We start from the raw sequence: 22319 nt of genomic DNA on the forward strand, positions 1-22319 counted from the left end.
AGGTATCCCGATGAAGGACGAGGTTCGCGCATTCGTCATCGCGCAACTGCAGGACATGAACTACGACACCGAGGGCGTCGACGACGACACCACCCTCGGCCCGGCGGGAGTGGACCTGGAGTCGCTCGCGCTGGCGGACCTGTCGGTGCGGGTCGAGGACCGGTTCGGCGTACGGTTCTCCGACGACGAGTCCGAGCAGTTGGCGTTGATGACGGTCGGCGAGTTCACCACCGAGGTGGCCGGCCGGGTAGCCCAGCAAGTCTGATGAACTCGACCCCACCACCGCCCGGGCGGGACGAAATCATCACCTGGCTGACAGGCCTCGGCGAGCGACCACCCGGCGCCGAACGGATCGACTCGATGGAGCTGGCCTGGCTGGTCCATCAGGTCGAGCAGCGGTACGGCGTGGAGCTGTCTGACGACCAGCTCGAGCGCATGACCACGGTCGACGACGCGGTCGCCGTACTGGCAGAGGTGCTGACCAGCCATGTCTGAACCCAGACCGGTCTCCGTCACCGGCCTCTCGATCCTGACCGCACTCGGTCGCGGTCCAGAGGCCCAGTTGGTCGGTACGGCGGCCTTCACCGAGGTCCAGCGCTTCGACACCAGCAACCGCCGCGTGAACCACGCCGCCACAGCTGCCGACGTCGGAACCCTGGAAGAAGAGCTGGACCTGGCGATAGCCACCGCATGCAGTCAGGCAGGCGTCGACCGCAGTACGACACCTCTCCTGCTCGCACTGCACACCGCCCCGTCCTGCGACTTCGGCCAGCAACGCATCTACACCAGCGCCTGCGTCTCAGCCAGTACGGCGGTCGCCGACGGCGCAACGTTGATCCTCACCGGCCGGGCCGACCGCATCGTCGTAGCAGCCGGCTATCTGGTCGAGCCGGACCAATACGCCCTCTTCGACGCCGGCCGAGCCCTCTCCGACGACCACACAGTCCGGCCCTTCAGCCTCAACCGCCGAGGACTGTTGCTAGGCGATGGGGTTGCCGCTGTGGTCCTGGAAGCAGGCGAAGGTTTAGCGCAGATCGCTGGTTGGGGCCGAGCCGGAGACGCTTACCATCCCTGCCAGCCGTCCCCGGACGGTCGAGGCCTGGCCGCAGCCATCCGAGCGGCGCTCCAGAAGGCCAACCTGTCGCCCGACGAGGTCGGCTACATCAACGCGAACGCAACCGGCACAACCGTCAGCGACGCCGCCGAGGCAGCCGCGATCAGCCAGGTCTTCGCCCAAGCCGACCCGGCCCAATCTGAGTGGTTGACCACCAATATGGCGGGTTATCCACCCGGAATACGGGTGGCAAACCCACAAGCTCGGACGCCAGCCAGCCAAATGGGCGCGATCCGTGGCGGGCCGCCGGTCAGCTCGACGAAGGGGGTGCATGGGCATGCGTTGGAGGCTTCGGGGCTGGTTGAGCTGGTGGTGACGATTCAGTCTCTGCGGGAAGGCAAGTTGCCTGTGAATGCGGGGTTCTTGGACCCCGATCCCGACTGTGATCTTGATCTGATTCTGGATGCGCCGCGGCCGGCTCTGTCGCCGTACGGGATGACGCTCAACTCGGCGTTCGGGGGCGCCAATACCGCGTTGGTGGTGCGTGCGGGATGAGGCCGGCGCTTGAAGTTCATGACCTTGTCGTGCTCGCGGAGGGTTACTGGCCGGAGCCGGGTGACGACATCGAGGCAGGGCCGCCAAGCCTTCCCGGGTTCGTGTTGTCGACGTTCAACCCGTTGGCGGCAACAGTTGCCGACCGTTGTTTGAAAGCGCTACCCGAACCACGGTCCAAGAACATCGGGATCGTGCTGGTGAGTGACGGCGACCGGGTCAGCGCCGAGCAGGTTCGCCGGGCCGTTGCTGACGGCAAGCGAATCGGCCCGCTGTTCTTCTTCCAGTCGGTGCCGAACAGCGTCGCGGGGCTGATCGCCGCGAAGTGGGATCTGCGCGGACCGGTGGTGTGTGTGACGGACGGCGGACTCGACGAGGCCGCCCTGCTGATCGGTGACGGGGACGCCGACCAAGTGCTGATCGTGGACATCGAGGCCGAGCAGGCGACCGCCCGGATCGTGAGTTGGGGAGTGCGAACATGAAGAGTCTGAGAGCCCGACTGGCCGCCGACCCGGAGATCGGCACCGGCAACGTCCTCCACCGGGTGATTGCCCACGGCGCCGACCTCGACGGACCGGGGCTGACCTTCGACACACCCGTCGACCACTACCCGGCCGAGCACCCGCTGACCCTGGGTGAACTCGACGAACGAGTTCAAGCCCGGACAGCCTGGCTGCACGAGCACGGCATCGGCCGCCGGGACGTGGTCGCGATCTGGGCCACGGACGCTGCCGACATTGTGCTCAGCTTCCTTGCGCTGACCCGCAGAGGCGCGATCCCTGCGCTGATGAACGGCAAGATGGCTCCGCCCATCGCCGACGAGTACATCCGCCGCCTGCGCGTCACCGCCGTACTTGCTGACGCCGCCCATCGGCCGCTCCTGCAAACAGAAGTCCTCGCCGAACCACATGAGCTCGGCACCGGTGATCCGGCCAAGGCGCCCGAGCACTACCGCCACCACGCGGACGATCCCGTCGTCATCACGCACACCAGCGGCACGACCGGCGTACCCAAGGCTGTTCTGCACAGCCACACCACCTTGTACGCCGCTCTGAAGCACCTCCTCACGATGCCGCAGGCGCAGGGCACCGACAGGATTCTCAACGCCCTGCCGATCCCGCACACCGCGACGGTCCTGATGGTCAACCAGGTCCTCGGCAACCGGGCCCAGATGCTCCTGCTGTCCAGTCAGGACGCTCCCGACGTGCTGCGGCAGATCGAACGCTGGAAGCCGCGTGCCGTCTATGGATTCGCGGTCACGTGGGCCGGCCTGGCTCGTGAGGATCTGAGCAAGCACGACCTGGACTCGGTGCGGATGTGGTTCAACACCGGCGACTGCGCGCACGAGCCGCACATCCGCAAACTCGTTGCCGTCGGCACCCGTGAGACCGTCACCAGGGCAGGGCGTACGACGGTCAAGGGCTCACACTTCGTGGACGGTCTCGGCTCCAGCGAGATGGGCCACAACGGCTTCCACATCACGCACACGATCGACAGCGACCACTACGGCCGCTGCATCGGCAAGCCGTACCAGTTCGCGACGGCCGCGGTCCTGAGCTCGACCGGCGACGAACTGCCGGCGGGCAAGGTCGGCCTGCTCGGCTTCCGCTCGCCGTCGGTCTCACCCGGCTACTGGAACGACTCGGTCAACACGTACCGCTTCCGGCTGAACGGCTGGTTCCTCACCGGCGACCTGGCCTACCGCGACGACTCCGGCCACTACTTCCACCTCGACCGGATCCCGGACGCGGTCGCCGGCTTCGAAGGGCCGCAGCTGTTCACCTCGATGTCCGAGGAACGCATCCTGGCCGCGATCCCCGAGGTCGTGGACTGCACCGTCGTCATCCTCAACCAGGACGGTCGGTACGTCGCCGACGTCCTTCTCGAACTCACGCCGGACGCGGAGAACGTCGACCGCACGGCCGCGGTGAAGGCGGCCGTCGGTGAGGACGTGGCGGCGATCATCCGCAAGGTCGGCGCGGTCGGTGCGGAAGAGGTCCCGGTGACAGTGACCGGGAAGGTGCGCAAGGTCGCGTTGCGCGAGGAACGCCTGACGGGGGCGGACGCATGAGCGCGCCTGGCGTGACGATCACCGGCATGGGCCTGCTGACGCCGGTCGGACGCGGTGTCGAGAACGTGTACGACGCCCTGCTGCAGGGCCGATCCGGGATCGTGAAACCTCCGGCCGACCACCCGGTCGCCAACTCCATCGAACTCGCCGGCATCCTGCCGCCGATCGACCCGGGCAAGATCGCCAGCGGCCCGGACGGCAAGGTGATGGACCGTACCGTCATCCTGGCCCAACTCGCCGCCGAGGACGCGCTCGCGGACGCGGGCCTGACCGTCGGCGACAACGTGGACCCCGACCGCATCGGCGTGATCATCGGTGGCGTCGGCGGGATGGCGACCCTCGAGCGACAAGTCCTCGCCCGAGCCGAACGCGGTCGCGCTGCGGTCAGCCCGTACCTGCTGACCGGCATCCTCCCGAACATGCCGGCCGCCCGAGTCGCGATCCGCTTCGGCCTGCGCGGCTACACCTCGTCAGTCGGTACGGCGTGCGCGTCCGGAGCACAGGCGATCGCTGACGCGGTCCGCCTGATCCGGTCCGGCGAGGCGGACGTCGTACTCTGCGGAGCCAGCGAGGCACCGCTGTTCCCGACCTTCGCGGAGACGTTCGCCAATGCGCGGGCGCTGGCGCGTGGTTGGGACGACCCGGCCGAGGCCAGCCGTCCGTTCGACCTCCGTCGCAACGGATTCGTGTTGAGCGAGGGTGCTGCATTGCTGGTGCTGGAGGGCGCCGAGCATGCCGCCGCACGCAACGCGCCCGGGTACGCGGATGTCGTCGGCTACGGCGTCAACTCCGATGCGCACCACCCGACGGCGCCACGTCCGGACGGGGTCGGAGCTGCGGACTGCATGCGAAAGGCGTTCAAAACAATAGATCCGAGCCGCCTCGGCTACGTGAATGCGCACGGCACCAGTACCAAGCTGGGCGACGTCGCCGAGTCGATCGCCATCGGACTCGCGTTCGGCGATCACACGCCGGCCGTGAGTTCGACGAAGGCACTGACCGGTCACATGCTCGGGACCTCGGGTGTGGTGGAGGCTGCCGCGACCGCGCTGGCCGTCAACACCGGCCTGGTGCCGCCGACGTACCACTTGGACGATCCGGACCCCGCGTGCCCGGTGGACCACGTCCGTAAGGAACCACGCGACATCCGCCCGGAGTACGCGCTGTCGAACTCGTTCGGGTTCGGCGGTCAGAACGTGAGCCTGCTCCTCGGCGCCGCCAGTACGCCGGAGAAGCGACAGATCAACAGTGAGGTGAGGGTGTGATGGAGATCTTCGGGATCGACCACGTGGAGATGTACGTGGGCGACGCTCGGCAGGCCGCGTTCTATCTGGGACACGCGTTCGGCCTGCAGATCCATGGTCAGGGCGGACCGGAGTCAGGGCTGCCGGATCAGCGATCGCTGCTGTTGCGGGAGGACGCCGTCCAGATCGTGCTGACGTCCGGCCTGGCGGCGGACCATCCGGCCGCGGCGTACGTGCAACGCCACGGCGACGGGGTCGCGATCGTCGGACTGGAGGTCGACGACGCGACAGCGGCGTACGGCGAACTGGTTGCCCGAGGCGCCCAAGGGCTCCAGGAGCCGGTCCGGTACGACGATGGCGAGACGACCGTGGTGATCGCGGAGGTGGCCGGCTTCGGCGACGTGATCCACCGGCTGGTCGAGCGGCACGGGCCGCGGCACGAGTTCCTGCCCGGCCGGATCCACATCACCGAGCCCAGCGGTGGACCGGACGAGAAGCTGTTCAGCGAGATCGACCATCTGGCGATCTGCGTACCGTCGGGCGACCTCGAGCCGACCGCGAAGTTCTACGAGGACGTGTTCGGCTTCCCGCGGATCTTCGAGGAGTACATCGAGGTGGCCGGCCAGGGGATGGACTCGAAGGTCGTCCAGAGCCCGTCGAAACACGTCACCTTCACCCTGATCGAGCCGGACCCGAGCCGTCGTCCCGGCCAGATCAACGACTTCCTCAGCTGGCACGCGGGCGCCGGTGTGCAGCACATCGCGTTGCGGACCAGCGACATCGTCGAAGCGGTCAGCACCTTGGCCGGTCGCGGAGTCAACTTCCTCGGTACGCCGTCGACGTACTACGACGCCCTGCCCGACCGGGTCGGCGAGGTGGAGACACCGATCGAGGACCTGCAGGAGCTCGGCATCCTGGTCGACCGTGACCACTGGGGTCAGCTGCTGCAGATCTTCACCGAGTCGATGCACGTCCGGCGCACGTTGTTCCTCGAGATCATCGAGCGGCGCGGCGCGATGACGTTCGGCAGCGGCAACATCAAGGCCCTCTACGAGGCGAAGGAACGCGAGCTGGCGGGGGTTGACGCATGACGACGTTGGAATTCACGTTGTCGGAGGAAGAGATCGAGCTGCTGCCGACCGACGAAGACGTTGCCTTCTACAACGAGCACGGCTGGTACCTGTCCAAGAAGCTGCTCGCCGACGACGAGACCGACGAACTGGTCAACGCCAGCGAGCGCTACTACGCCGGCGAACGCGACCGGACCCTGCCGTCGGCGCCGCCGAAGCTGGCCTACTGGGACCCGTCGAAGGGTGATGTCCAGCGGCACAACGACTACGTGCACTACGAGCACGACGGCCTGGCCAAGATCCTGCGCAAACCGCTGATCGGCGCGGTCGCGGCCCGGCTGGCGCAGACCGACGAGATCCGGATCTTCCAGTCCACCCTGATCTACAAGCCGCCGATCGAGGGCGAGCCGTCGAACATCGTGCCCTGGCACTTCGACAAGCACTACTGGTCGTCCTCGTCGTCGGACCGGATGCTGACCGCGTTCATCCCGTTCCACGACTGCCCGCCGGAGATGGGCACGATCACCATGGTCGACGGCAGCCATCGGTGGCAGGAGATCGGTTCCGACGACACCGTCGTACGCCACTTCGCCGAACGGGACCGGTCGCAGCTCGACCAGATGCTGACCGAGAACGCGACGTACAACAACGCCGAGGTGGTCAAGGTCCCGATCACCATCCCGCGGGGCCACATGAACTTCCACCACTGCCGGACATACCACGGCAGCGGCGCGAACGTCAGCGACCGCCCCCGCCGGGCCATCTCGCTGCATCTGCAGGACGGGGACAACCACTACCGCGAGTTCCCGCTGTCCGACGGAGCCCTTGCCGCCTACAACCACGACGTCCTGGTACGGCGTACTGCCGTCGACCACCCCGACTACGCCGACCCCGACTACTGCCCAACACTCTGGGCCGACCGCTAGAGGAGACCAGCACATGTCCCGTTACGACTGGGGTCAGACCCATCCCGGTATCGAGCAGTTGGAGAAGGCGGTCACGGAGGCCCGCGACAAGGTCGTCCAGCACCCGCTGTACGCCAACCTGGACACGCACGAGGCACTGGTCACCTTCATGGAGCACCACGTGTTCGCGGTCTGGGACTTCATGTCCCTGCTCAAGTCGCTGCAGCGTGAACTCACCTGTGTCACGGTGCCGTGGATCCCGACCGCGCACACCGGCAGCCGGCGGCTGATCAACGACATCGTGATGGTGGAAGAGAGTGACGAGCTCGGCGAGGGCTTCATCAGTCACTTCGAGCTCTACGTCAACGGGATGGCCGAAGCCGGCGCCGACACCACCGCGATCTCGCAGCTGATCGAGCTGCTGCGCAACGGTGGCTCGGTCGCCGAGTCGTTGCGGGCGGCCGGCGTACCGCAGCCGTCGATCGACTTCGCCGGCACCACCTGGGACATCATCGAGAACGCGCCGATCCACTGCCAGGCAGCCGCGTTCGCGTTCGGCCGGGAGGACCTGATCCCGGACATGTTCACCCAGGTGGTCGCGGTGAACGAGCGGTCCAACAAGCTCAACACTTTCGTCGACTACCTCGAACGCCACATCGAGGTCGACGGCGAACAGCACACCCCGATGGCGATGCAGATGGTCACCGACCTCTGCGGTGACGACCCCGCCAAGTGGGGGGCCTGCGCGGACACCATCAACACCGCCCTCGCCGCCCGCGCCAGGCTCTGGGACGCCATTCTGACCGCGGTGAAGGACTGAACCATGACCAGTGTCGATCTCTACCGGACCGTGCGGCTGATCCGCCGCTTCGAGGAGCGTGCGATCGAGTTCGTCCGGACCGGTGAGATCGTCGGCGGCATTCATCCGTACGTCGGTCAGGAGGCGATCGCGACCGGCGTCTGTGCCGCACTCAAGGCGTCAGACGTGATCACCAGCACGCATCGCGGTCACGGACACGTCCTCGCCCGGGGCGTGAACCCGGCCCGGCTGCTCGCCGAACTGATGGGCCGGGAGTCCGGGCTGAACAAGGGCCGCGGCGGCTCGATGCACGCGGCCGACTTCAGCCTCGGCATCCTCGGCGCCAACGCGATCGTCGGCGCGGCCGGATCGATCGCGACCGGTGCCGCCTGGGCCCATCGCCGGCAGGGCCGGGACACCGTCGCGGCCACCTTCTTCGGCGACGGTGCGATGAACGAGGGCATGTTGCTCGAGGCCTTCAACCTGGCAGCGCTCTGGCAGGTGCCGGTGATCTTCGTCTGCGAGAACAACGGCTATGCCACGACGATGCCGGTCGCGTCGGCGGTCGCCGGCAGCATCACCGGTCGCGCCCGCGCCTTCGGCATCCCGGCCTTCACCGTCGACGGGCAGGATCCGGAAAAGGTGCTGGCGGCAACGTCCTCGGCGGTTGACCGGGCCCGGGCCGGTCAGGGGCCGACGTTCCTGGAATGTACGACGTACCGTTTCGACGCTCATCACACCTTCGAGCACCGGACGCGGCTCACCTATCGCTCGACCGAGGAAGTCTCCGCTGGGTGGTCGCGGGATCCAGTGGAGATCCAGGGCGCACGACTGACCGCTTCCGAGCGGGACCAGGTCGATGCCGAGGTCGAGGCCCTGCTCGACGCGGCGGCCGGGATCGCGCTGGGCAGCGCCCATCCCGACCCGGCCGCCGCACTCGAGTACCTCTACGCCTCACCGGAGGCGATGCGATGAAGCTCTCCTACCTGAAGGCCCTCAACCGGGCCCTCGGCGACGCGATGGATGCCGACCCGTCGGTGTTCCTGCTCGGTGAGGACATCCGGGTCGCGGCCTCCAACCTGACGGCCGGGTTGTTGAACCGCTTCGGTCCGGATCGGGTCCTGGACACGCCGTTGTCGGAGCAGGCGTTCACCAACTTCGCCACCGGCGCGGCGCTGGCCGGGATGCGGCCGGTGATCGAGTTCCAGATCCCGTCGTTGCTGTTCCTCGTCTTCGAACAGATCGCCAACCAGGCGCACAAGTTCTCGTTGATGACCGGCGGCCAGTGCAAGGTCCCGGTGACGTACGTCGTACCAGGCTCCGGCTCGCGGACCGGGTGGGCCGGGCAGCACTCCGACCATCCGTACAGTCTGTTCGCGCACGTCGGAGTCAAGACCGTGGTCCCGGCGACGCCTTCGGATGCGTACGGTCTGCTGGTCTCGGCGATCCGGGACGACGATCCGGTCGTGGTGTTCGCGCCATCGGCTGCGCTCGGTGTCCGGGACGACCTCGACTTCAGCACGTTGGCACCGGTCCCGCTCGGCGTCGGCCGGATCGCCCGACCCGGGACCGACATCACCGTCGTTGCCCTCGGCCATCTTGTCCACGACGCACTGGCCGTTGCCGATGAGCTGTCCGGGCTCGGGATCTCGGTCGAGGTCTTCGATCCGCGGACCGTGTACCCGCTCGACGTGGACGGCCTGACCGCGTCTCTGGCCAAGACTCGACGGCTGGTGGTGATCGACGACTCCAACCGGACCAGCGGTTTCGCCGCCGAAGTCCTCGCGGTCGCGGCCGAACGATGCGACCTGGATCGCCCACCACGCCGCGTCACCAGACCAGACGGCGCAGTCCTACCGTTCGCCCTGGCCTTGGACCGAGCGGTCCAACCCGGCCGCGACCACCTCGTCGCCGCGATCCACGCCGTACTGGAGGAAGCATGACTGACCTGTGGCCTCGCTTGACCGAGGATGTTCGTACGGCGCTCGTGGCGCGGGGAGTCGAGTCGTGGCAGCAGGTGTACGACGGAGTCGCGACGCACAACAAGGACTGGCGACCGCTGCGGCCGCCGATCATGTCCAGGGCCTCCTACTGTCAGCTCACCGACATCTCGGCGACGGTCGCCCGACTGATCCTGGACGCATGTTTGCGACGGGCAACGACCGCGGGGGAGTTGCGGCGGGCACTCGGGATGCCCGACGGCGCGATCGACCTGCTCTCCGAGGACTTTCCGCTGAGCGAGGAGCTGATCGGGGGTGTGCGGGCGGACATCCTGCTGGCGGGCGGTACGCCGTACGTGGTCGAGGCCAACATCGACAGCGCACTCGGTGGCGCGCACGACTCCGACGGGATCGTGCGGCGGTTCCTCTCGGCGTACGACGGTGATCCGGTGCTGGATGCGATCGGGCTGACCGCGCCGCCGTCGGCCGTCGACGCTCGCTACGAGGCGGTGCGGACGGCTCTGGAGCTGAGCGGACAGGACCGCCTCGCGATGATCTTCACCACCGGTGGCACGTACCCGGGTTCGCAGGACGGGCAGGCGATGATCAAGCTGCTCGAGCCGTTCAGCGAACGCGGTCGTCAACTCGGCCTGGACATGCGGGTGTTCCCGGTCGAGTGGCTGACCCTCGACGACGCCGGCCGGCTGTGCGTCGACGACGGGCCGATCGACGCAGTACTCCGGATGTTCGTCCCGCAAGGCACCAAGCCAAGCCCCGGCCTCGACGCGTTGGCAACCGCCGTTCGCACCGGCTCGGTTCGCATGTTCACCCCCACCGCCAGTTGGCTCCTGGCCAGCAAGTCAATCCTCGCCTGGCTCTGGGAAGACCTGCCCACGTTGTCCCCCGAGGACGCCGCGGTGGTCCGGCACCACGTCCCTCGAACGTCTGTGCTGTCCGCGGACCTACGCCCCCATGCCGTCGCCAAGCAGAACGACTTCGTCCTCAAGCCCTCCGGCTCGTACGGCGGCGTCGGCGTCGTCGTCGGACCTGAGGTTTCGGCGCACGCGTGGCAAGCAGCCTTGGACGCCGCGATCACCGAAGGCGGCTACATCCTGCAGGCCCACGTCGCCGTCGACCGCCTGACCATGCAGTTCGTCGAGGTGACAACGGGCGAGGTCCACGAAGCCGCCGTCCCCTTCTGCATAGCGCCGTACCTCTTCGGCGGCACGCCTGCAGGGGCCTATCTGCGATTCGCGGTGCCCGGTGCCGGACCGGTCGTCAACGTCGGTCAGGGCGCACTGACGAGCGGTCTGCTGCTGGCTCCCTGAGCCGGTGCCAGCGTCGTCAGACGTTGTCGGTGAGGTCCAGGAGATCGCCGGGGGCGCAGTCGAGGGCTTCGCAGAGGGCGGTCAGGGTGGAGAAGCGGATGGACTTGGCCCGGCCGTTCTTGAGGATCGACAGGTTCACGATGGTGATGCCGACGCGGTCGGCCAGTTCGGTCAGCGTCATGTTGCGCTCGGCGAGCAGTCGACTGAGATTGACCTGGATGCGGTGGGGATCGCCAGGCGGCAACTAGACCAGCCCCTCGGTGTCCTCGCGGAGCCGAACGCCGATCCGGAACGCCTCGGCCAGCGCGGCGACGAGAAGGGCGACCAGCAGCGGGAGCAAAGAGAACTCGACCGAGAACGGCACGTGGTCCGCCAACGGCGTACCGGCAACGAGTTGGTCGGTGGTCACTGCCTGCAGCAGGCTGGCGGCGACGCTGCCAACGGCGATCAGGATGGCGATCCCGAAGAGGCGGAGCGGGTTGCGCGGCTGGAACGGGTCACCCAGGCACAGCGTGCGGGCAATCCGGAACAGCAAGTAGATCCCCAGCAGAATCAGCACGGCACCGACAATGGTCGGCAGTTCGAGCAGCACCCGCTGGCTGAAACTCGGGTCGTCGACGGTCAGCGCCGCCGATCCGGACGCGGACAGTTGTACTCCGTCCGCGTCAGGGAACTCAGGCGCTGCCACGCCGGTCACCGGAACCTCCCGACTGCTTGCCAGGTCGAGCACACCGACCACACCGAGCAACGGGATCACCATGCCAAGGATGGCCTGTACGACGAACACAATCCCGAGGAGGCCCTGCAGCACCAGGGCATCGGTGCGACTCCACCGGCCAAGGTTGACGATCGACTGCGGCACTCGCATGGTCACGCGCCCCTTATCGTTCCTCGATAACATCGTTAGTCGATAATAACGACAATCGATATGCACCTGTCAAGGAACAACGGCCTCACCCCGGCGGGTGGCCTACGCTCGTGCGCAGAGCGTCAAGACCGCCAGGGGGGTGCGATGACGGGAACTCTCGTCGAGACCAAGCTGTTCTCCCCTGCACCACGGGCCGGCCTGGTGGCGCGGCCGCGGCTGGACGACCGCCTCTCCCGCGGCGGCCGCCTGGTGCTGGTTTCGGCACCGGCCGGGTTCGGCAAGACCACGCTCCTGGGCGGCTGGCTGACGAGCACCAATAGCCGGGCCGCCGCCGACACCGCGGTCGCGTGGGTCTCCCTCGACGAGGGAGACCAGGAGGCCTCGTCGTTCTGGACCTATGTGATCACCGCGCTGGATCGTGCCGTTCCCGGCGTCGGTGCCGGCGCGCTTCCGTTGCTGTCCGCAGGGCAAAGCTCGACCGAGGCGGTGCTGGTCGTGGTCCTCAACGAGCTGAGCGTGCTCCCGGGTGAGGTCACCCTGGTCCTGGACGACTACCACCTCGCCGACGGCCCCGGCATCCGGTCCGGGATGAGCTTCTTCGTCGACCGGCTGCCTCCGCAGGTGCGGCTGGTCATCAGCACCCGAGCGGACCCCGGCCTGCCGCTGGCCCGCCTGCGCGCCCGCGGTGAGCTGATCGAGGTCCGCGCCGCCGATCTTCGCTTCACCCGCGCTGAGGCGGCCGCCTACCTCAACGACGTGACCGGGCTCCGTCTCACCGCCGAGGACGTCGCATCGCTCGAGGAGCGCACTGAAGGATGGGTCGCGGCCCTGCAGCTCGCCGCGCTGTCGCTCCAGGGCCGTGGCGATGCCGCCGGCTTCATCGCGGGCTTCGCCGGTGACGACCGGTTCGTTGTCGACTACCTGGTGGAAGAGGTTCTGGATCGGCAGCCCGACGCGGTGCGACGGTTCCTGCTGGAGACCTCCGTCCTGGACCGTCTCACCGGCCCTCTCTGCGACGCCGTGACCGGCGAGCACGACGGCAAGGCGATGCTGGAGAGGCTCGACCGGGCAAACCTCTTCCTCGTCCCGCTCGACGACCAGCGGCGTTGGTACCGCTATCACCACCTCTTCGGGGACGTCCTCCGCTCCCATCTGCTCGACGAGCGCGGTGATGTGGCGGAACTGCACCGACGAGCCGGCAACTGGTACGGCGAAGCCGGCGAACCGGTGCCCGCAGTCCGGCACGCACTGGCCGCCGGCGACATCGACCGCGCGGCCGATCTCGTCGAGCTGGCCGTTCCGGAGCTGCGCCGGAACCGGCAGGAAGCAACCCTGCGCAGGTGGATCGACGATCTTCCCGACGACGTGGTCGAGCGCCGGCCGGTGCTCGCCATGGGGTTCGTCGGCGCCCTCATGGCTAGCAACGAGTTCGGCGGCATCGAGCACCGGTTGCGCGATATCGAGCGACTGCTGACCGGCCTGGGTTCCGACACCCAACCCGGGGCCAGGTTGCCGGAGATCGTGGTCGTCGATGAGCATGAGTTCGCCCGTCTGCCGGGCTGCATCGAGCAGTACCGGGCCGCGCTGGCGCTCATCGGGGGCGACCCGGCCGGCACTTTGGAGCATGCCCGCCTTGCGGTCGACCGTGCTCCCGAGCACGACCATCTGACCCGGGCCTCGGCTGATGCGCTGGCCGGGATCGCCTCCTGGACGACCGGCGACCTCGAGGCCGCACATCGCAGCTACGCCGACGCCGCGGACGGGTTGCATCAGGTCGGCTACGTCTCCGACGTACTGGGCTGCTGCATCACGCTCGCCGACCTCGAGTCCACGCAGGGCAGGCTGCGGCAGGCACAACGCACCTACGAGCACGCCCTCGAGCTCGCCGCCGGCCACGAACCAGCCCTACGGGGCACCCGGGATATGTACGTCGGTCTGAGCCAGGTCGCGTTGGAGCGCAACGACCTTGCCGCTGCCACGGAGTACCTGCGGCGCAGCGACGAGCTCGGCGAGCAGGCCGGCCTGCCGCAGAACCCGTACCGGTGGCGCGTGGCGATGGCGCTGCTCCGGGAGGCCGAGGGCGATCGCGGCGCGGCGCTCGGGCTGCTCGCGGAGGCGGAACGCGTGTACGTGGGCGACTTCGCGCCGAACGTGCGACCGATCCCGGCACTGCGCGCGCGAATGCTCGCGGCGCACGGGGACGTGGCCGCGGCGCTGGAGTGGGCGCATCGGTACGGCGTGACCGTGCACGACGAGGTGTCGTACCTGCGCGAGTACGAACACGTGACTCTGGCCCGGGTCCTGTTCGCCAAGCACGACGCCGAGGGCTCGCAGCAGGTGCTGCGCGATGCCATCGGGCTGCTCGAGCGGCTTCTCGCTGCGGCCGAGGACGGCGACCGGAACGGCACCGTCATCGAGCTCCTGGTGCTCCTGGCGCTCGCGCAGCACGCAGACGGTGACGACGACGAGGCACAGGCGATGCTGGAGCGCGCGCTGGCGCTGGCTGAGCCCGAGGGCTACATCCGGGTCTTCTCCAGCGAAGGGCAGCCGATGACCACGCTGCTCACCACCCTGGACCGACACCGCCCCGGCCGGGCATACGTACGCCAACTCCTGGACGCAGCCTCCGAGTCACAGGGTCAACTGAGTGAGGCGTACGAGGCGGGCAGGCCCGAGCACAACCGGGCCGCCCGGGACGACCTCATCGAGCCACTGACCGAACGCGAACTGGACGTCATGCGGCTGCTCGCCAGCGACCTCGACGGCCCCTCCATCGCCCGGGAGCTCGTCGTGTCGCTCAACACCATTCGAACTCACACCAGGAACATCTACGCCAAGTTCGGCGTCAACAACCGCCGCGCCGCGGTGCGCCGGGCGCATCAGCTCAACCTGCTGTCGCACCGCAGCGCCCGCTGACCAGCGCAACCCACAGCGGCCAGGCCGGAAGATCATCATCGAGTTCATCACATGATGTGAGGCCGACTCATCACATCGGCTCCTAGCTTGCAGATAACCGCACAGCCCGCCACGCAGGGCAGGCAGTCGGGATCGACAAGAGGAGCACCCCGTGAGCAGCACAGCCACCGGCCGGCCGCACGATCGCAGCTGGTACGAGATCCGCCTCAAAGGGCGCCTCGACTCGCGGTGGTCGGCCTGGTTCGACGGGCTCACCCTCACCGCCGGAGCCGACGGCACCACCACCCTCAAAGGCCCCGTCGTGGACCAGGCCGCCCTGCACGGGCTGCTGCAACGACTCCGCGACCTCGGTCTCCCTCTCATCTCGGTCGCCCAGGTGGAGCCCGACCCGGCGTCGCAGCCCAACACCGAAGATCCGCGCAACTCGACCACTGGAGACAAGCCATGACCACCACAGCTCGACCGACGACAGCCAGCCGCACCTCCGGCGACCCCACCCGCAATCACGCCCGCGTCGCAGGCTTCTTCTACCTGCTCACCTTCGCAGCGTCCCTGCCCGCCTTCTTCTTCATCGGATCGGCGGTGAACCCAGACCTCACCGTCGCTGCCGGGCACAACACCGAACTCCTGGGGGCCGGCCTCCTGGACTTCGTCAACGCCCTCGCCGGTATCGGCAGCGCCGTGGCCCTGTTCCCGATCCTCAAGCGCCAGAACCAGGCCCTCGCACTCGGCATCGTCACCTCCCGGCTGCTCGAGGCGGCGATCATCATGACCGGCGTGGCCAGCCTTCTCGCCGTCGTCACCCTCAACCAGCACGGCGCCGGCTCGGTCGAGAGCAGCCAGGCCCTCGTGGCCGTCCGCGAGTGGACGTTCCTCTTCGGTCCGGGCTTCATGGCAAGCATCAACGCCGTCCTGCTCGGCACGCTGATGTACCAGTCGCGTCTGGTTCCGCGGATCATTCCCACCGTCGGTCTCATCGGGGCCCCGCTGCTCTTCGCCGCCAACATCGCGACCCTGTTCGGCCACAACGAGCAGGACTCCGGCATCACGATGCTCGCGACGGTCCCCGTCGCCTTCTGGGAGGTGTCGGTCGGCACCTGGATGCTCGTCAAGGGGTTCAAGCCCTCGCCGGTCACCGCCGGCATCGTCAAGGTCGACTGACCATACGTCGCCAGGACCATCGAACGGCGCGGCCCACAGCCAGTTGGCGGTGGGCCGCGCCGACAGGCCAGACGGCTATCGTGAGGAACGCGCGAAGCACCTCCCGCCAGTCATCTTGACCGCCGTGAGGAGAGCCAGATGCCACAGAACCGGGTTGGCTGGGGCTTCATCTCGCTCTACGCGTTGGCCACCATGGGCATCTCGCTGGTGTTTCTCGCCCCACTGCTGGTCTCTCTGGCCTTGAAGGTCAACTCGCTCGTGGGCATCGAGCAAGCACCGAACAGCCTGGCGCTCGTCGCCGGCGTCGGCTCCATCGTGGCGATGGTCGGAAACCCGTTCTTCGGCAAGTTGAGCGACCGTACGTCGTCACGATTGGGTATGCGGCGGCCCTGGATGGTTGCCGGCCTGGGCGGTGGGACTTTGGGCATCCTCATCGTCGCGCTGGCACCCAACGTCCTCGTGGTCCTGGTCGGATGGTGTTTCGCCCAGCTTTCCCTCAACGCTCTGCTCGCGGCTCAGGTGGCGGTGTTGCCGGACCAGGTCCCTGTCGTTCAGCGCGGTTCGGTTGCTGGTGTGCTGGGCATCGGTCTGCCCATCGCGTCGGTGAGCGCCACCTTCCTGGTCCAACTGTTCACCGGCAACCGACTCGCCATGTTCCTGGTTCCGTGCGCGATCGGCGGGTTCTTCGTCCTGCTGTTCGTGAGCACGCTGAAGGATCGCCGGCTCGACCCGGCGGACAAGCCGGCCTGGTCATTGCGGGAACTGCCTAGCACGTTCTACGTCAACCCCCGCAAGAGCCCGGACTTCGCCTGGGCTTTCGCCAGCCGATTCATGCTTCTGCTGGCCTACGCCCTCCTCACCACCTACCAGGCCTACTACCTGCTCGACCAGCTCGGCAGCAGCGAGGACGACGTACCGCATCAGGTCTTCCTCGGCACCCTCGTCCAGTCCGTCGTCCTCGTCGCCGCGTCCCTGATCGGTGGCCGGATCTCCGACCGGACGGGACGACGGAAGATCCTCGTCGTCACCGCGTCGATCGTGTACGGCGTGGCGCTGTTCGTGATCGCCCTCGCCGACGACTTCAACGGCTTTCTCGTCGGCATGGCCATCAGCGGACTCGGTTTCGGCCTGTACATCGCGGTCGACCTCGCGCTCGTGGCCGACGTACTGCCGGACCGAGCCAGTGCGGCGAAGGATCTCGGCGTGTTCAACATCGCCAGCGCGCTCCCGTTCTTCGTCGCGCCCGCGATCGCGCCGGCCATCCTGGCGATCGGCAGCGGCAGTTACGCCGTGCTCTACACCGTCGCAGGGCTCAGTGCCATCGTCGGAGCCGTCGCCATCCTGCCGGTGAAGCGCGTCCGATGACCCTCAGATCCGCTGTCCGAGCGCTCGCACTGTCTCGGCCGCGGCGACCGCGTCACTGCGAGCGTTGCCGTGGCGGCCGTCGGAGCTGTAGATGCCGGGGTCGGTGGACAGTGGGTGGTCGGTCAGGTTGATGTGGATGGTGCCGAGCTTGTCGGCGAGGGCGGCGGTCCGGGTCGAGAGGGTTCGCATGCGTTGCCTGAGGCCTGGTCGGAGCCAGTCGGCGACAGCCGGGCTGTAGGAGATGTCGAACATACCCAGCGTCATCACCTCGGCGCCGGCGTCCTGCAACGCGGTGATCATCAGGGTCAGGGCGCGATCGACCCGGTCGGGGTCGTAGGTGGCCGGGAAGGCGTCGTTGCCGCCGCCGACGACCAGGGCGAGATCGGGGCCGAAGGCCAGCGCCGGGTCGAGTTGGGTGGCGAGGATCTCGCGGCTGCGCAGGCCGCTGATGCCGAGGTTGCGGTAGGCGAGCTCGGGTCGGACCGCCCGGAGCTCGGCCGCGATCCGGTCGGCCCACTGCAGGTCGCTGTAGCCGTCGACCGGTTCACACAGACCCTGGACGACGCTGTCACCGAGGACGACGAAGCGCCGCCAGGGATGGCCGCCGAGCAGTTCCTCGCTCTCACCGGGAGCAAGGCAGTACGGGTCGGTCGCTTCGTTCATGTCGCCTCCGCGGGGTGAGGCAGTGGGGGCGGTTGACTCGTTCATACTGCCTCGGCGGGGGCTGGGGCGTCGAGGACTTTGCCGGGGCCTCGGTGGAGCAGTGGGTAGACGCTGACGATCAGGCAGGCGATGCCGGACCCGATGAGTGCCGGGATCAGGCCGAAGGCGGTCACCAGTTCGCCGGCCAGTAAGGCGCCGAGGGGGAGTCCGGCGAACGAGGTCGCCGCGACGAGGCCGATCACCCGGGCCTGCAGATCCTTCGGGACGTGTTCGTAGAGCACCGCGCCGAAGACCGGGTTGATGGCAGCAATCCCGATCCCGGACAGGAACGTCACCGCCATCACCAGGACCAGGTCGTCGCTGAGCCCGAGAACGAGCAGGCGTGGACTGCCGCCGATGAAGGCGCCGACGGCAAAGGTCAGGTAGCGCGGCACCTTGGTGGCGAGTACGGCGAACCCGATACTGCCGAGCAATGCGCCGGCCGAGAACGCGCCGAGGGTCAGACCGAGGCCCGCCGGTGAGCCGAGTACCTCCGCGACCCAGAGCGGGATGAACACCGCCGTACTCGCACTGGCGAAGATGTTGATGGTGAACGTGGTGATCAGCATCGTGGCGAGCAGGGCGTCGCGTCGTACGAAGGAGAATCCGACCGCGAGGGACCGGAAGTACTTGTCCCGCCGCGCTTCCACCGTGGTGTCCGGCGGGTACACGAACGCGGCGACCAGCAGGCCGCACACCACGAAGGTCCCCACGTCGATCCACAACACCGAGGCCGCGTCAGTCCAGTAGATGAGCAACCCGGCCAGCGGCGCGGCCAGCAGAGTCGCTCCCCGAGCGAACGCCTCATGCAGCGAGGTCACCCGGATGAGTGCGACCTCGGCTGCCTCCGCCATCGGCCGCAGCAGCAACTCCTTGGACCGATCCGCGACGCCGCGCAACGCACCCGCCACAGCCACCAGCAACAACAGTGCCGCGAACCCGAGCTCGGTGGTCGCGGCGATCGCAGCGACCGCGACCGCACTCGCCAGGTTCGCGATGATCGAGGACAGCCGCGCACCGAGCCGATCGATGACCGGACCGCCCATGATGCTGGCCACGATGTACGGCACCATCTCGGCCGCCGCGACCAGCCCCATCCGGGCCGGACTGCCGGTGGTCACCAGCACCAGCCACGGAATCGCCACCATCGAAATCCGGCTGCCCACCGCGGACAGGACGTCGGCGGTGAACAGCACCACCAACCCGCGGCGTGGTGTCATGAGCCACCCACCAGATCTCCATGGAGCTCCGCATAAAGCTTGCGCAGCGCAACCTTGTCCACCTTGGCGATGCGGGTCAGCGGCAACTCATCCACGAAGTCGATGGAGGTAGGACTCCACATCTCGTTCAAGGTGTCAGTGACCAACTGCTGGAGGTCAGCAACACGAACAGGTGTGCGGGTGACGACGAAGGCGTGTACTGCTTCGCCGACCACGGGATCCGGTACGCCGATCACGGCGGTGGTGCGGACGGCGGGATGGGTAGCCAGCACGTCTTCGATCGGGCGGCAGAAGATCGCCCAGTTGCGGCGGGTGGTGATGATCATGTCGTGCACGCGATCGACCAGGAACAGGAACCCGTCCTCGTCGACGTAGCCGAGATCGCGGGTCCGCAACCACCCGTCGACCAACGTCTCCGCGGTCAGCTCCGGCTTCCCGAGATACCCCGCGAACGTGAGCTTGCTCTGCACCCACACCTCCCCGGTCTGTCCCGGCGGCAGCACCTTCCGGTCGTCATCCCGGATCTCGATGCGCACATCGCCGTACGGCGTACCGGCTGAAGCCAACCGCTCGGGGTGCAAGGGATCTTCGGTCAGCCCTGGCAACGCGGTGACGACGACGGCCTCGCTCAGTCCGTAGACGATCCGCAGCACCGGACCGAACCGCGCGATGCCCTGACGCAGTCGCGCCGGCGTGGCCGGCCCGGCACCGACGTTGAGCATGAACAGGCTGCTGCAGTCGATGTCCTCCCCACCGGGATGGTCGAGCAGTTCGTAGAGCATCGGCGGCGTGACATAGGTCGACGTGATCCTCTCCGTCGAGACGATCCGGTAGAACTCGTCCGGTGACCAGGTGTCGGTCAGGAACAGCACCCCACCGGCGAACAGGTTGAAGAAGCTGGTGATCTGGCCGCTCGCCAGCCACAACGGCGAACCTGAGTAGTGCCGCAACAGCGGGAATCCGTTGGCGACGAAGGCCTCGGCGAGATCGAGGATCTGCTCGTAGAAGCTCTGCGTGTGGTGCACGAGCTTCGGATCACCGGTCGTCCCGCTCGTCTGCAACACCGAGTCCGGCGCCGGCACCGCCGGATCGATCTCGTACGGCGAGGACGCCGAGCGTTGGGTGATATCAGTCAGCTCGAATGCCGGCATCGGCGCGAGCGACTCGGCCAGCTCGCGACCCAGGTGGCCGTCGTACACGAGGGCGTCCGCATCAGCCAGTACGGCGAACCGGTCGATCTCCCGGCGGGACGTGATCGGTGCGCACCACAGCACCCGGCAACCGTGCAGATGCAGGGCGAGCTGGAGTGCCGGCGCGTCGAAGCAGTTCGCCGCCATCACCAGCACCTTGCTGCCCGGCCGGATCCCGGCGTCCCTGGCCGCGGCCGCGATCCGCAGCACGTCGCCGATCAGTTCGCCGTACGTCGCCCGCCGGTCACCGCGGACCAGCGCGGGACGCTCGGCAAAGCGCTGGAACAGAGTTAGCGCCCGCAGCGCATAATTGCTGCCGTGCTCGGGCAGGACGAATTCAGGCGGCATTTCGGTAATGGCTCCCTCGACTCCGGCCACCCCCAGCCGTCGGCGCGACTCTACTGGATGCACGGGCGGCTGGAAAGAGTCCGGAATCCCTGCTGGACAGGCGTGACCGTCGCTCTGCGGAGTCGGTCGGTCACTCGACCTCGCGGGTGAAGGAATACCCCTGCGATCCGGCCGGACAACCGCTTGGCTAACCGCTGCGAAAGCATTTCCAGAAATGCATTTCCGTTTCATTGACCGGATTACTCGCTGCGTATTACGTTCCGTCCGCCATCCGATTCCGCCAGGAGGTCCGTCCATGCATATTTCCAGCAGTTGGCGCGCGGTCGCGGTGACCGCGGCGCTCACCCTGGCCGGCTCCAGCCTGGCCGGTGCGGGCTACAGCTCAGGTCACCGCGACTCCGAGTGGGTGGGCACCTGGGCGACCGCGGTCACCCACGGCAACGCATCCGGATCGACCAACCTCGGGCTGACCGACCAGAGTGTCCGGCTCGTGGTGCGGCCGACCGTCGGTGGCGACCGGATCCGGATCCGGCTGTCGAACATCTACGGCGAGAAGACCGTCACCGTCGGCGCCGCGACCGTTGCCAAGTCCAACAAGGCGACCCCGGAGCTGTCGGACATCGACCCCACAACCCTGCGGACGTTGACGTTCAACGGTGCCGGGACCGCGTCGATGGTCAAGGGCAGCGAACTGCTCAGCGACCCGGTCAACCTGCGGCTCGGCAACCTCGACGACCTCGTCGTCAGCCTGTACTTCCCGGAGAACACCGGCCCGACGACGTTCCACGGCTCGTCGATCCAGGACAACTTCGTCGGCCCGTCGAACCTGGTCACCCAGCCCGGTGGCGCGGCGTACACACTGACCCGGCGCTGCTGCTGGTTCTTCCTGTCCGGCGTCGACGTGGAGACCGACAAGGCCGACGGATCGATCGTCGTTCTCGGCGACTCGATCACCGACGGCACCGCGAGCACGTTCAACGCCAACAACCGCTGGCCCGACCAGCTCGCCGAGCGTCTGATCGCGTCGGCCGACAAGCGGGACAAGGTGCCGAGTGTGCTGAACGCGGGCCTGGCCGGCAGCCGGCTCAACCACGAGGGCAGCGAGCCGTCCGACAACGGTGCCTTCCCCGGTTTCAACGAGGTCGGTGTGAACTCGCTGGCCCGGCTGAACGAGGACGTGTTCGCGCAGACCGGCGTACGCACCGTCATCACCGAACTGGGAGTCAACGACATCTGGATGTCCGACGACTCCGCGGCCGAGATCATCGGCGCGCTGCGCCAGGTGAACGCGCAGGTCAAGGAACGCGGACTGCGCAGCCTGGTCACCACGATCACGCCGTTCGAGGGCATCGGCGGCACGGACAGCTGGACCCCGGCGAAGGAGGCCACCCGGCAGGCGGTGAACAGCTACCTGCGATCGAGCAAGGAGTTCGGCGGCGTGCTGGACTTCGACAAGGTGCTGCGTGACCCGGCCGCGCCGAGCAAGCTGAACCCGGCCTACGACTCGGGTGACCACATCCACCCGAACGACGCGGGCTACCAGGCGATGGCGGCGTCGGTGCCGCTCGATCTGGTGCGCTGATCGT

General features: G+C 67.8%; 22 protein-coding genes. 17 read left to right on the forward strand and 5 right to left on the reverse strand.

From position 1 onward, the window contains the following. The first annotated feature begins 10 nt into the window (after window positions 1–10). From EV652_RS42850 to EV652_RS42905, 12 genes are read left to right on the forward strand one after another with little or no spacing between them, the layout of a single operon-like run. Window positions 11–265: an acyl carrier protein gene (locus EV652_RS42850; RefSeq protein WP_132147744.1), complete on the forward strand. Its 255-nt coding sequence runs from the start codon at window positions 11–13 to the stop codon at window positions 263–265. Then, window positions 265–495, forward strand: coding sequence for an acyl carrier protein (locus tag EV652_RS42855; RefSeq protein WP_132216929.1), 231 nt, complete (start codon window positions 265–267; stop codon window positions 493–495). Before EV652_RS42850 ends, EV652_RS42855 begins: the two co-directional genes overlap by 1 nt. Then, window positions 488–1609 carry a beta-ketoacyl synthase N-terminal-like domain-containing protein gene (locus EV652_RS42860; RefSeq protein ID WP_132216931.1) on the forward strand — a complete coding sequence of 374 codons (1122 nt, stop codon included), beginning with the start codon at window positions 488–490 and terminating at the stop codon, window positions 1607–1609. The genes EV652_RS42855 and EV652_RS42860 overlap by 8 nt, the downstream gene beginning before the upstream one ends. Then, a complete protein-coding gene (locus EV652_RS42865) occupies window positions 1606–2088 on the forward strand; it encodes a hypothetical protein (protein WP_132216933.1) in 483 nt (160 codons plus the stop codon). Before EV652_RS42860 ends, EV652_RS42865 begins: the two co-directional genes overlap by 4 nt. Continuing rightward, complete coding sequence (locus EV652_RS42870; protein WP_132216935.1) at window positions 2085–3677, forward strand: class I adenylate-forming enzyme family protein; 1593 nt, start codon at window positions 2085–2087, stop codon at window positions 3675–3677. The genes EV652_RS42865 and EV652_RS42870 overlap by 4 nt, the downstream gene beginning before the upstream one ends. Beyond that, complete coding sequence (locus EV652_RS42875; RefSeq protein WP_132216937.1) at window positions 3674–4942, forward strand: beta-ketoacyl-[acyl-carrier-protein] synthase family protein; 1269 nt, start codon at window positions 3674–3676, stop codon at window positions 4940–4942. Before EV652_RS42870 ends, EV652_RS42875 begins: the two co-directional genes overlap by 4 nt. Beyond that, entirely contained in the window at window positions 4942–6012 is a 1071-nt protein-coding gene (gene hppD / locus EV652_RS42880) for a 4-hydroxyphenylpyruvate dioxygenase (RefSeq protein ID WP_132216939.1), read from the forward strand. Before EV652_RS42875 ends, hppD begins: the two co-directional genes overlap by 1 nt. After that, window positions 6009–6917 (forward strand): phytanoyl-CoA dioxygenase family protein, encoded by a 909-nt coding sequence (locus EV652_RS42885; RefSeq protein ID WP_132216941.1) that lies wholly within the window; start codon window positions 6009–6011, stop codon window positions 6915–6917. Before hppD ends, EV652_RS42885 begins: the two co-directional genes overlap by 4 nt. Window positions 6918–6930: 13 nt before the next feature. Next, window positions 6931–7716, forward strand: a complete 786-nt coding sequence (locus tag EV652_RS42890; RefSeq protein WP_132216943.1) for a DUF3050 domain-containing protein — start codon at window positions 6931–6933, stop codon at window positions 7714–7716. Between the two features lie 3 nt (window positions 7717–7719). After that, window positions 7720–8670, forward strand: coding sequence for a thiamine pyrophosphate-dependent dehydrogenase E1 component subunit alpha (locus EV652_RS42895; protein WP_132216945.1), 951 nt, complete (start codon window positions 7720–7722; stop codon window positions 8668–8670). Further along, window positions 8667–9638 carry an alpha-ketoacid dehydrogenase subunit beta gene (locus EV652_RS42900; protein ID WP_132216947.1) on the forward strand — a complete coding sequence of 324 codons (972 nt, stop codon included), beginning with the start codon at window positions 8667–8669 and terminating at the stop codon, window positions 9636–9638. Before EV652_RS42895 ends, EV652_RS42900 begins: the two co-directional genes overlap by 4 nt. After that, window positions 9635–10963: a glutathionylspermidine synthase family protein gene (locus tag EV652_RS42905; protein ID WP_132216949.1), complete on the forward strand. Its 1329-nt coding sequence runs from the start codon at window positions 9635–9637 to the stop codon at window positions 10961–10963. The genes EV652_RS42900 and EV652_RS42905 overlap by 4 nt, the downstream gene beginning before the upstream one ends. A gap of 16 nt (window positions 10964–10979) precedes the next feature. Here the strand turns inward: EV652_RS42905 and EV652_RS42910 are convergent, their stop codons facing one another. Further along, the gene (locus EV652_RS42910) at window positions 10980–11207 is read right to left on the reverse strand and encodes a helix-turn-helix domain-containing protein (protein ID WP_132216951.1); all 228 of its coding nucleotides are present in this window, start codon (window positions 11205–11207) and stop codon (window positions 10980–10982) included. Beyond that, window positions 11208–11831 carry a DUF2975 domain-containing protein gene (locus tag EV652_RS42915; RefSeq protein ID WP_242002353.1) on the reverse strand — a complete coding sequence of 208 codons (624 nt, stop codon included), beginning with the start codon at window positions 11829–11831 and terminating at the stop codon, window positions 11208–11210. 144 nt (window positions 11832–11975) lie between these two features. Between EV652_RS42915 and EV652_RS42920 the strand changes: the two genes are divergently transcribed. The 4 genes from EV652_RS42920 to EV652_RS42935 all read left to right on the forward strand — a co-directional run bounded on the left by EV652_RS42920 (window position 11976) and on the right by EV652_RS42935 (window position 17273). Then, window positions 11976–14747 (forward strand): winged helix-turn-helix domain-containing protein, encoded by a 2772-nt coding sequence (locus tag EV652_RS42920; RefSeq protein ID WP_132216955.1) that lies wholly within the window; start codon window positions 11976–11978, stop codon window positions 14745–14747. A 151-nt stretch (window positions 14748–14898) separates the two neighbouring features. Continuing rightward, complete coding sequence (locus EV652_RS42925) at window positions 14899–15195, forward strand: DUF8691 family protein (RefSeq protein WP_132216957.1); 297 nt, start codon at window positions 14899–14901, stop codon at window positions 15193–15195. Beyond that, entirely contained in the window at window positions 15192–15908 is a 717-nt protein-coding gene (locus EV652_RS42930; RefSeq protein ID WP_132216959.1) for a DUF4386 domain-containing protein, read from the forward strand. The genes EV652_RS42925 and EV652_RS42930 overlap by 4 nt, the downstream gene beginning before the upstream one ends. A 138-nt stretch (window positions 15909–16046) precedes the next feature. Next, window positions 16047–17273, forward strand: coding sequence for an MFS transporter (locus EV652_RS42935; RefSeq protein WP_132216961.1), 1227 nt, complete (start codon window positions 16047–16049; stop codon window positions 17271–17273). Between the two features lie 3 nt (window positions 17274–17276). Here the strand turns inward: EV652_RS42935 and EV652_RS42940 are convergent, their stop codons facing one another. From EV652_RS42940 to EV652_RS42950, 3 genes are read right to left on the reverse strand one after another with little or no spacing between them, the layout of a single operon-like run. Next, a complete protein-coding gene (locus tag EV652_RS42940; RefSeq protein ID WP_132216963.1) occupies window positions 17277–17936 on the reverse strand; it encodes an SGNH/GDSL hydrolase family protein in 660 nt (219 codons plus the stop codon). A 41-nt stretch (window positions 17937–17977) separates the two neighbouring features. Beyond that, window positions 17978–19195: an MFS transporter gene (locus EV652_RS42945; RefSeq protein ID WP_132216965.1), complete on the reverse strand. Its 1218-nt coding sequence runs from the start codon at window positions 19193–19195 to the stop codon at window positions 17978–17980. Beyond that, window positions 19192–20733: an AMP-binding protein gene (locus EV652_RS42950; protein ID WP_132216967.1), complete on the reverse strand. Its 1542-nt coding sequence runs from the start codon at window positions 20731–20733 to the stop codon at window positions 19192–19194. The genes EV652_RS42945 and EV652_RS42950 overlap by 4 nt, the downstream gene beginning before the upstream one ends. A gap of 295 nt (window positions 20734–21028) precedes the next feature. Between EV652_RS42950 and EV652_RS42955 the strand changes: the two genes are divergently transcribed. Next, a complete protein-coding gene (locus tag EV652_RS42955; protein WP_132216969.1) occupies window positions 21029–22315 on the forward strand; it encodes an SGNH/GDSL hydrolase family protein in 1287 nt (428 codons plus the stop codon). Window positions 22316–22319 lie beyond the last annotated feature (4 nt).

This window comes from Kribbella steppae, assembly GCF_004342025.1.
Taxonomy (GTDB): domain Bacteria; phylum Actinomycetota; class Actinomycetes; order Propionibacteriales; family Kribbellaceae; genus Kribbella; species Kribbella steppae.

What these genes read in the sequence shown, in the direction of transcription:
- EV652_RS42850 (WP_132147744.1), top strand. Translation starts at nt 11, where the DNA reads ATGAAGGACGAGGTTCGCGCATTCGTCATCGCGCAACTGCAGGACATG.
- EV652_RS42855 (WP_132216929.1), top strand. Translation starts at nt 265, where the DNA reads ATGAACTCGACCCCACCACCGCCCGGGCGGGACGAAATCATCACCTGG.
- EV652_RS42860 (WP_132216931.1), top strand. Translation starts at nt 488, where the DNA reads ATGTCTGAACCCAGACCGGTCTCCGTCACCGGCCTCTCGATCCTGACC.
- EV652_RS42865 (WP_132216933.1), top strand. Translation starts at nt 1,606, where the DNA reads ATGAGGCCGGCGCTTGAAGTTCATGACCTTGTCGTGCTCGCGGAGGGT.
- EV652_RS42870 (WP_132216935.1), top strand. Translation starts at nt 2,085, where the DNA reads ATGAAGAGTCTGAGAGCCCGACTGGCCGCCGACCCGGAGATCGGCACC.
- EV652_RS42875 (WP_132216937.1), top strand. Translation starts at nt 3,674, where the DNA reads ATGAGCGCGCCTGGCGTGACGATCACCGGCATGGGCCTGCTGACGCCG.
- hppD (WP_132216939.1), top strand. Translation starts at nt 4,942, where the DNA reads ATGGAGATCTTCGGGATCGACCACGTGGAGATGTACGTGGGCGACGCT.
- EV652_RS42885 (WP_132216941.1), top strand. Translation starts at nt 6,009, where the DNA reads ATGACGACGTTGGAATTCACGTTGTCGGAGGAAGAGATCGAGCTGCTG.
- EV652_RS42890 (WP_132216943.1), top strand. Translation starts at nt 6,931, where the DNA reads ATGTCCCGTTACGACTGGGGTCAGACCCATCCCGGTATCGAGCAGTTG.
- EV652_RS42895 (WP_132216945.1), top strand. Translation starts at nt 7,720, where the DNA reads ATGACCAGTGTCGATCTCTACCGGACCGTGCGGCTGATCCGCCGCTTC.
- EV652_RS42900 (WP_132216947.1), top strand. Translation starts at nt 8,667, where the DNA reads ATGAAGCTCTCCTACCTGAAGGCCCTCAACCGGGCCCTCGGCGACGCG.
- EV652_RS42905 (WP_132216949.1), top strand. Translation starts at nt 9,635, where the DNA reads ATGACTGACCTGTGGCCTCGCTTGACCGAGGATGTTCGTACGGCGCTC.
- EV652_RS42915 (WP_242002353.1), bottom strand. Translation starts at nt 11,831, where the DNA reads ATGCGAGTGCCGCAGTCGATCGTCAACCTTGGCCGGTGGAGTCGCACC.
- EV652_RS42920 (WP_132216955.1), top strand. Translation starts at nt 11,976, where the DNA reads ATGACGGGAACTCTCGTCGAGACCAAGCTGTTCTCCCCTGCACCACGG.
- EV652_RS42930 (WP_132216959.1), top strand. Translation starts at nt 15,192, where the DNA reads ATGACCACCACAGCTCGACCGACGACAGCCAGCCGCACCTCCGGCGAC.
- EV652_RS42935 (WP_132216961.1), top strand. Translation starts at nt 16,047, where the DNA reads ATGCCACAGAACCGGGTTGGCTGGGGCTTCATCTCGCTCTACGCGTTG.
- EV652_RS42940 (WP_132216963.1), bottom strand. Translation starts at nt 17,936, where the DNA reads ATGAACGAAGCGACCGACCCGTACTGCCTTGCTCCCGGTGAGAGCGAG.
- EV652_RS42945 (WP_132216965.1), bottom strand. Translation starts at nt 19,195, where the DNA reads ATGACACCACGCCGCGGGTTGGTGGTGCTGTTCACCGCCGACGTCCTG.
- EV652_RS42950 (WP_132216967.1), bottom strand. Translation starts at nt 20,733, where the DNA reads ATGCCGCCTGAATTCGTCCTGCCCGAGCACGGCAGCAATTATGCGCTG.
- EV652_RS42955 (WP_132216969.1), top strand. Translation starts at nt 21,029, where the DNA reads ATGCATATTTCCAGCAGTTGGCGCGCGGTCGCGGTGACCGCGGCGCTC.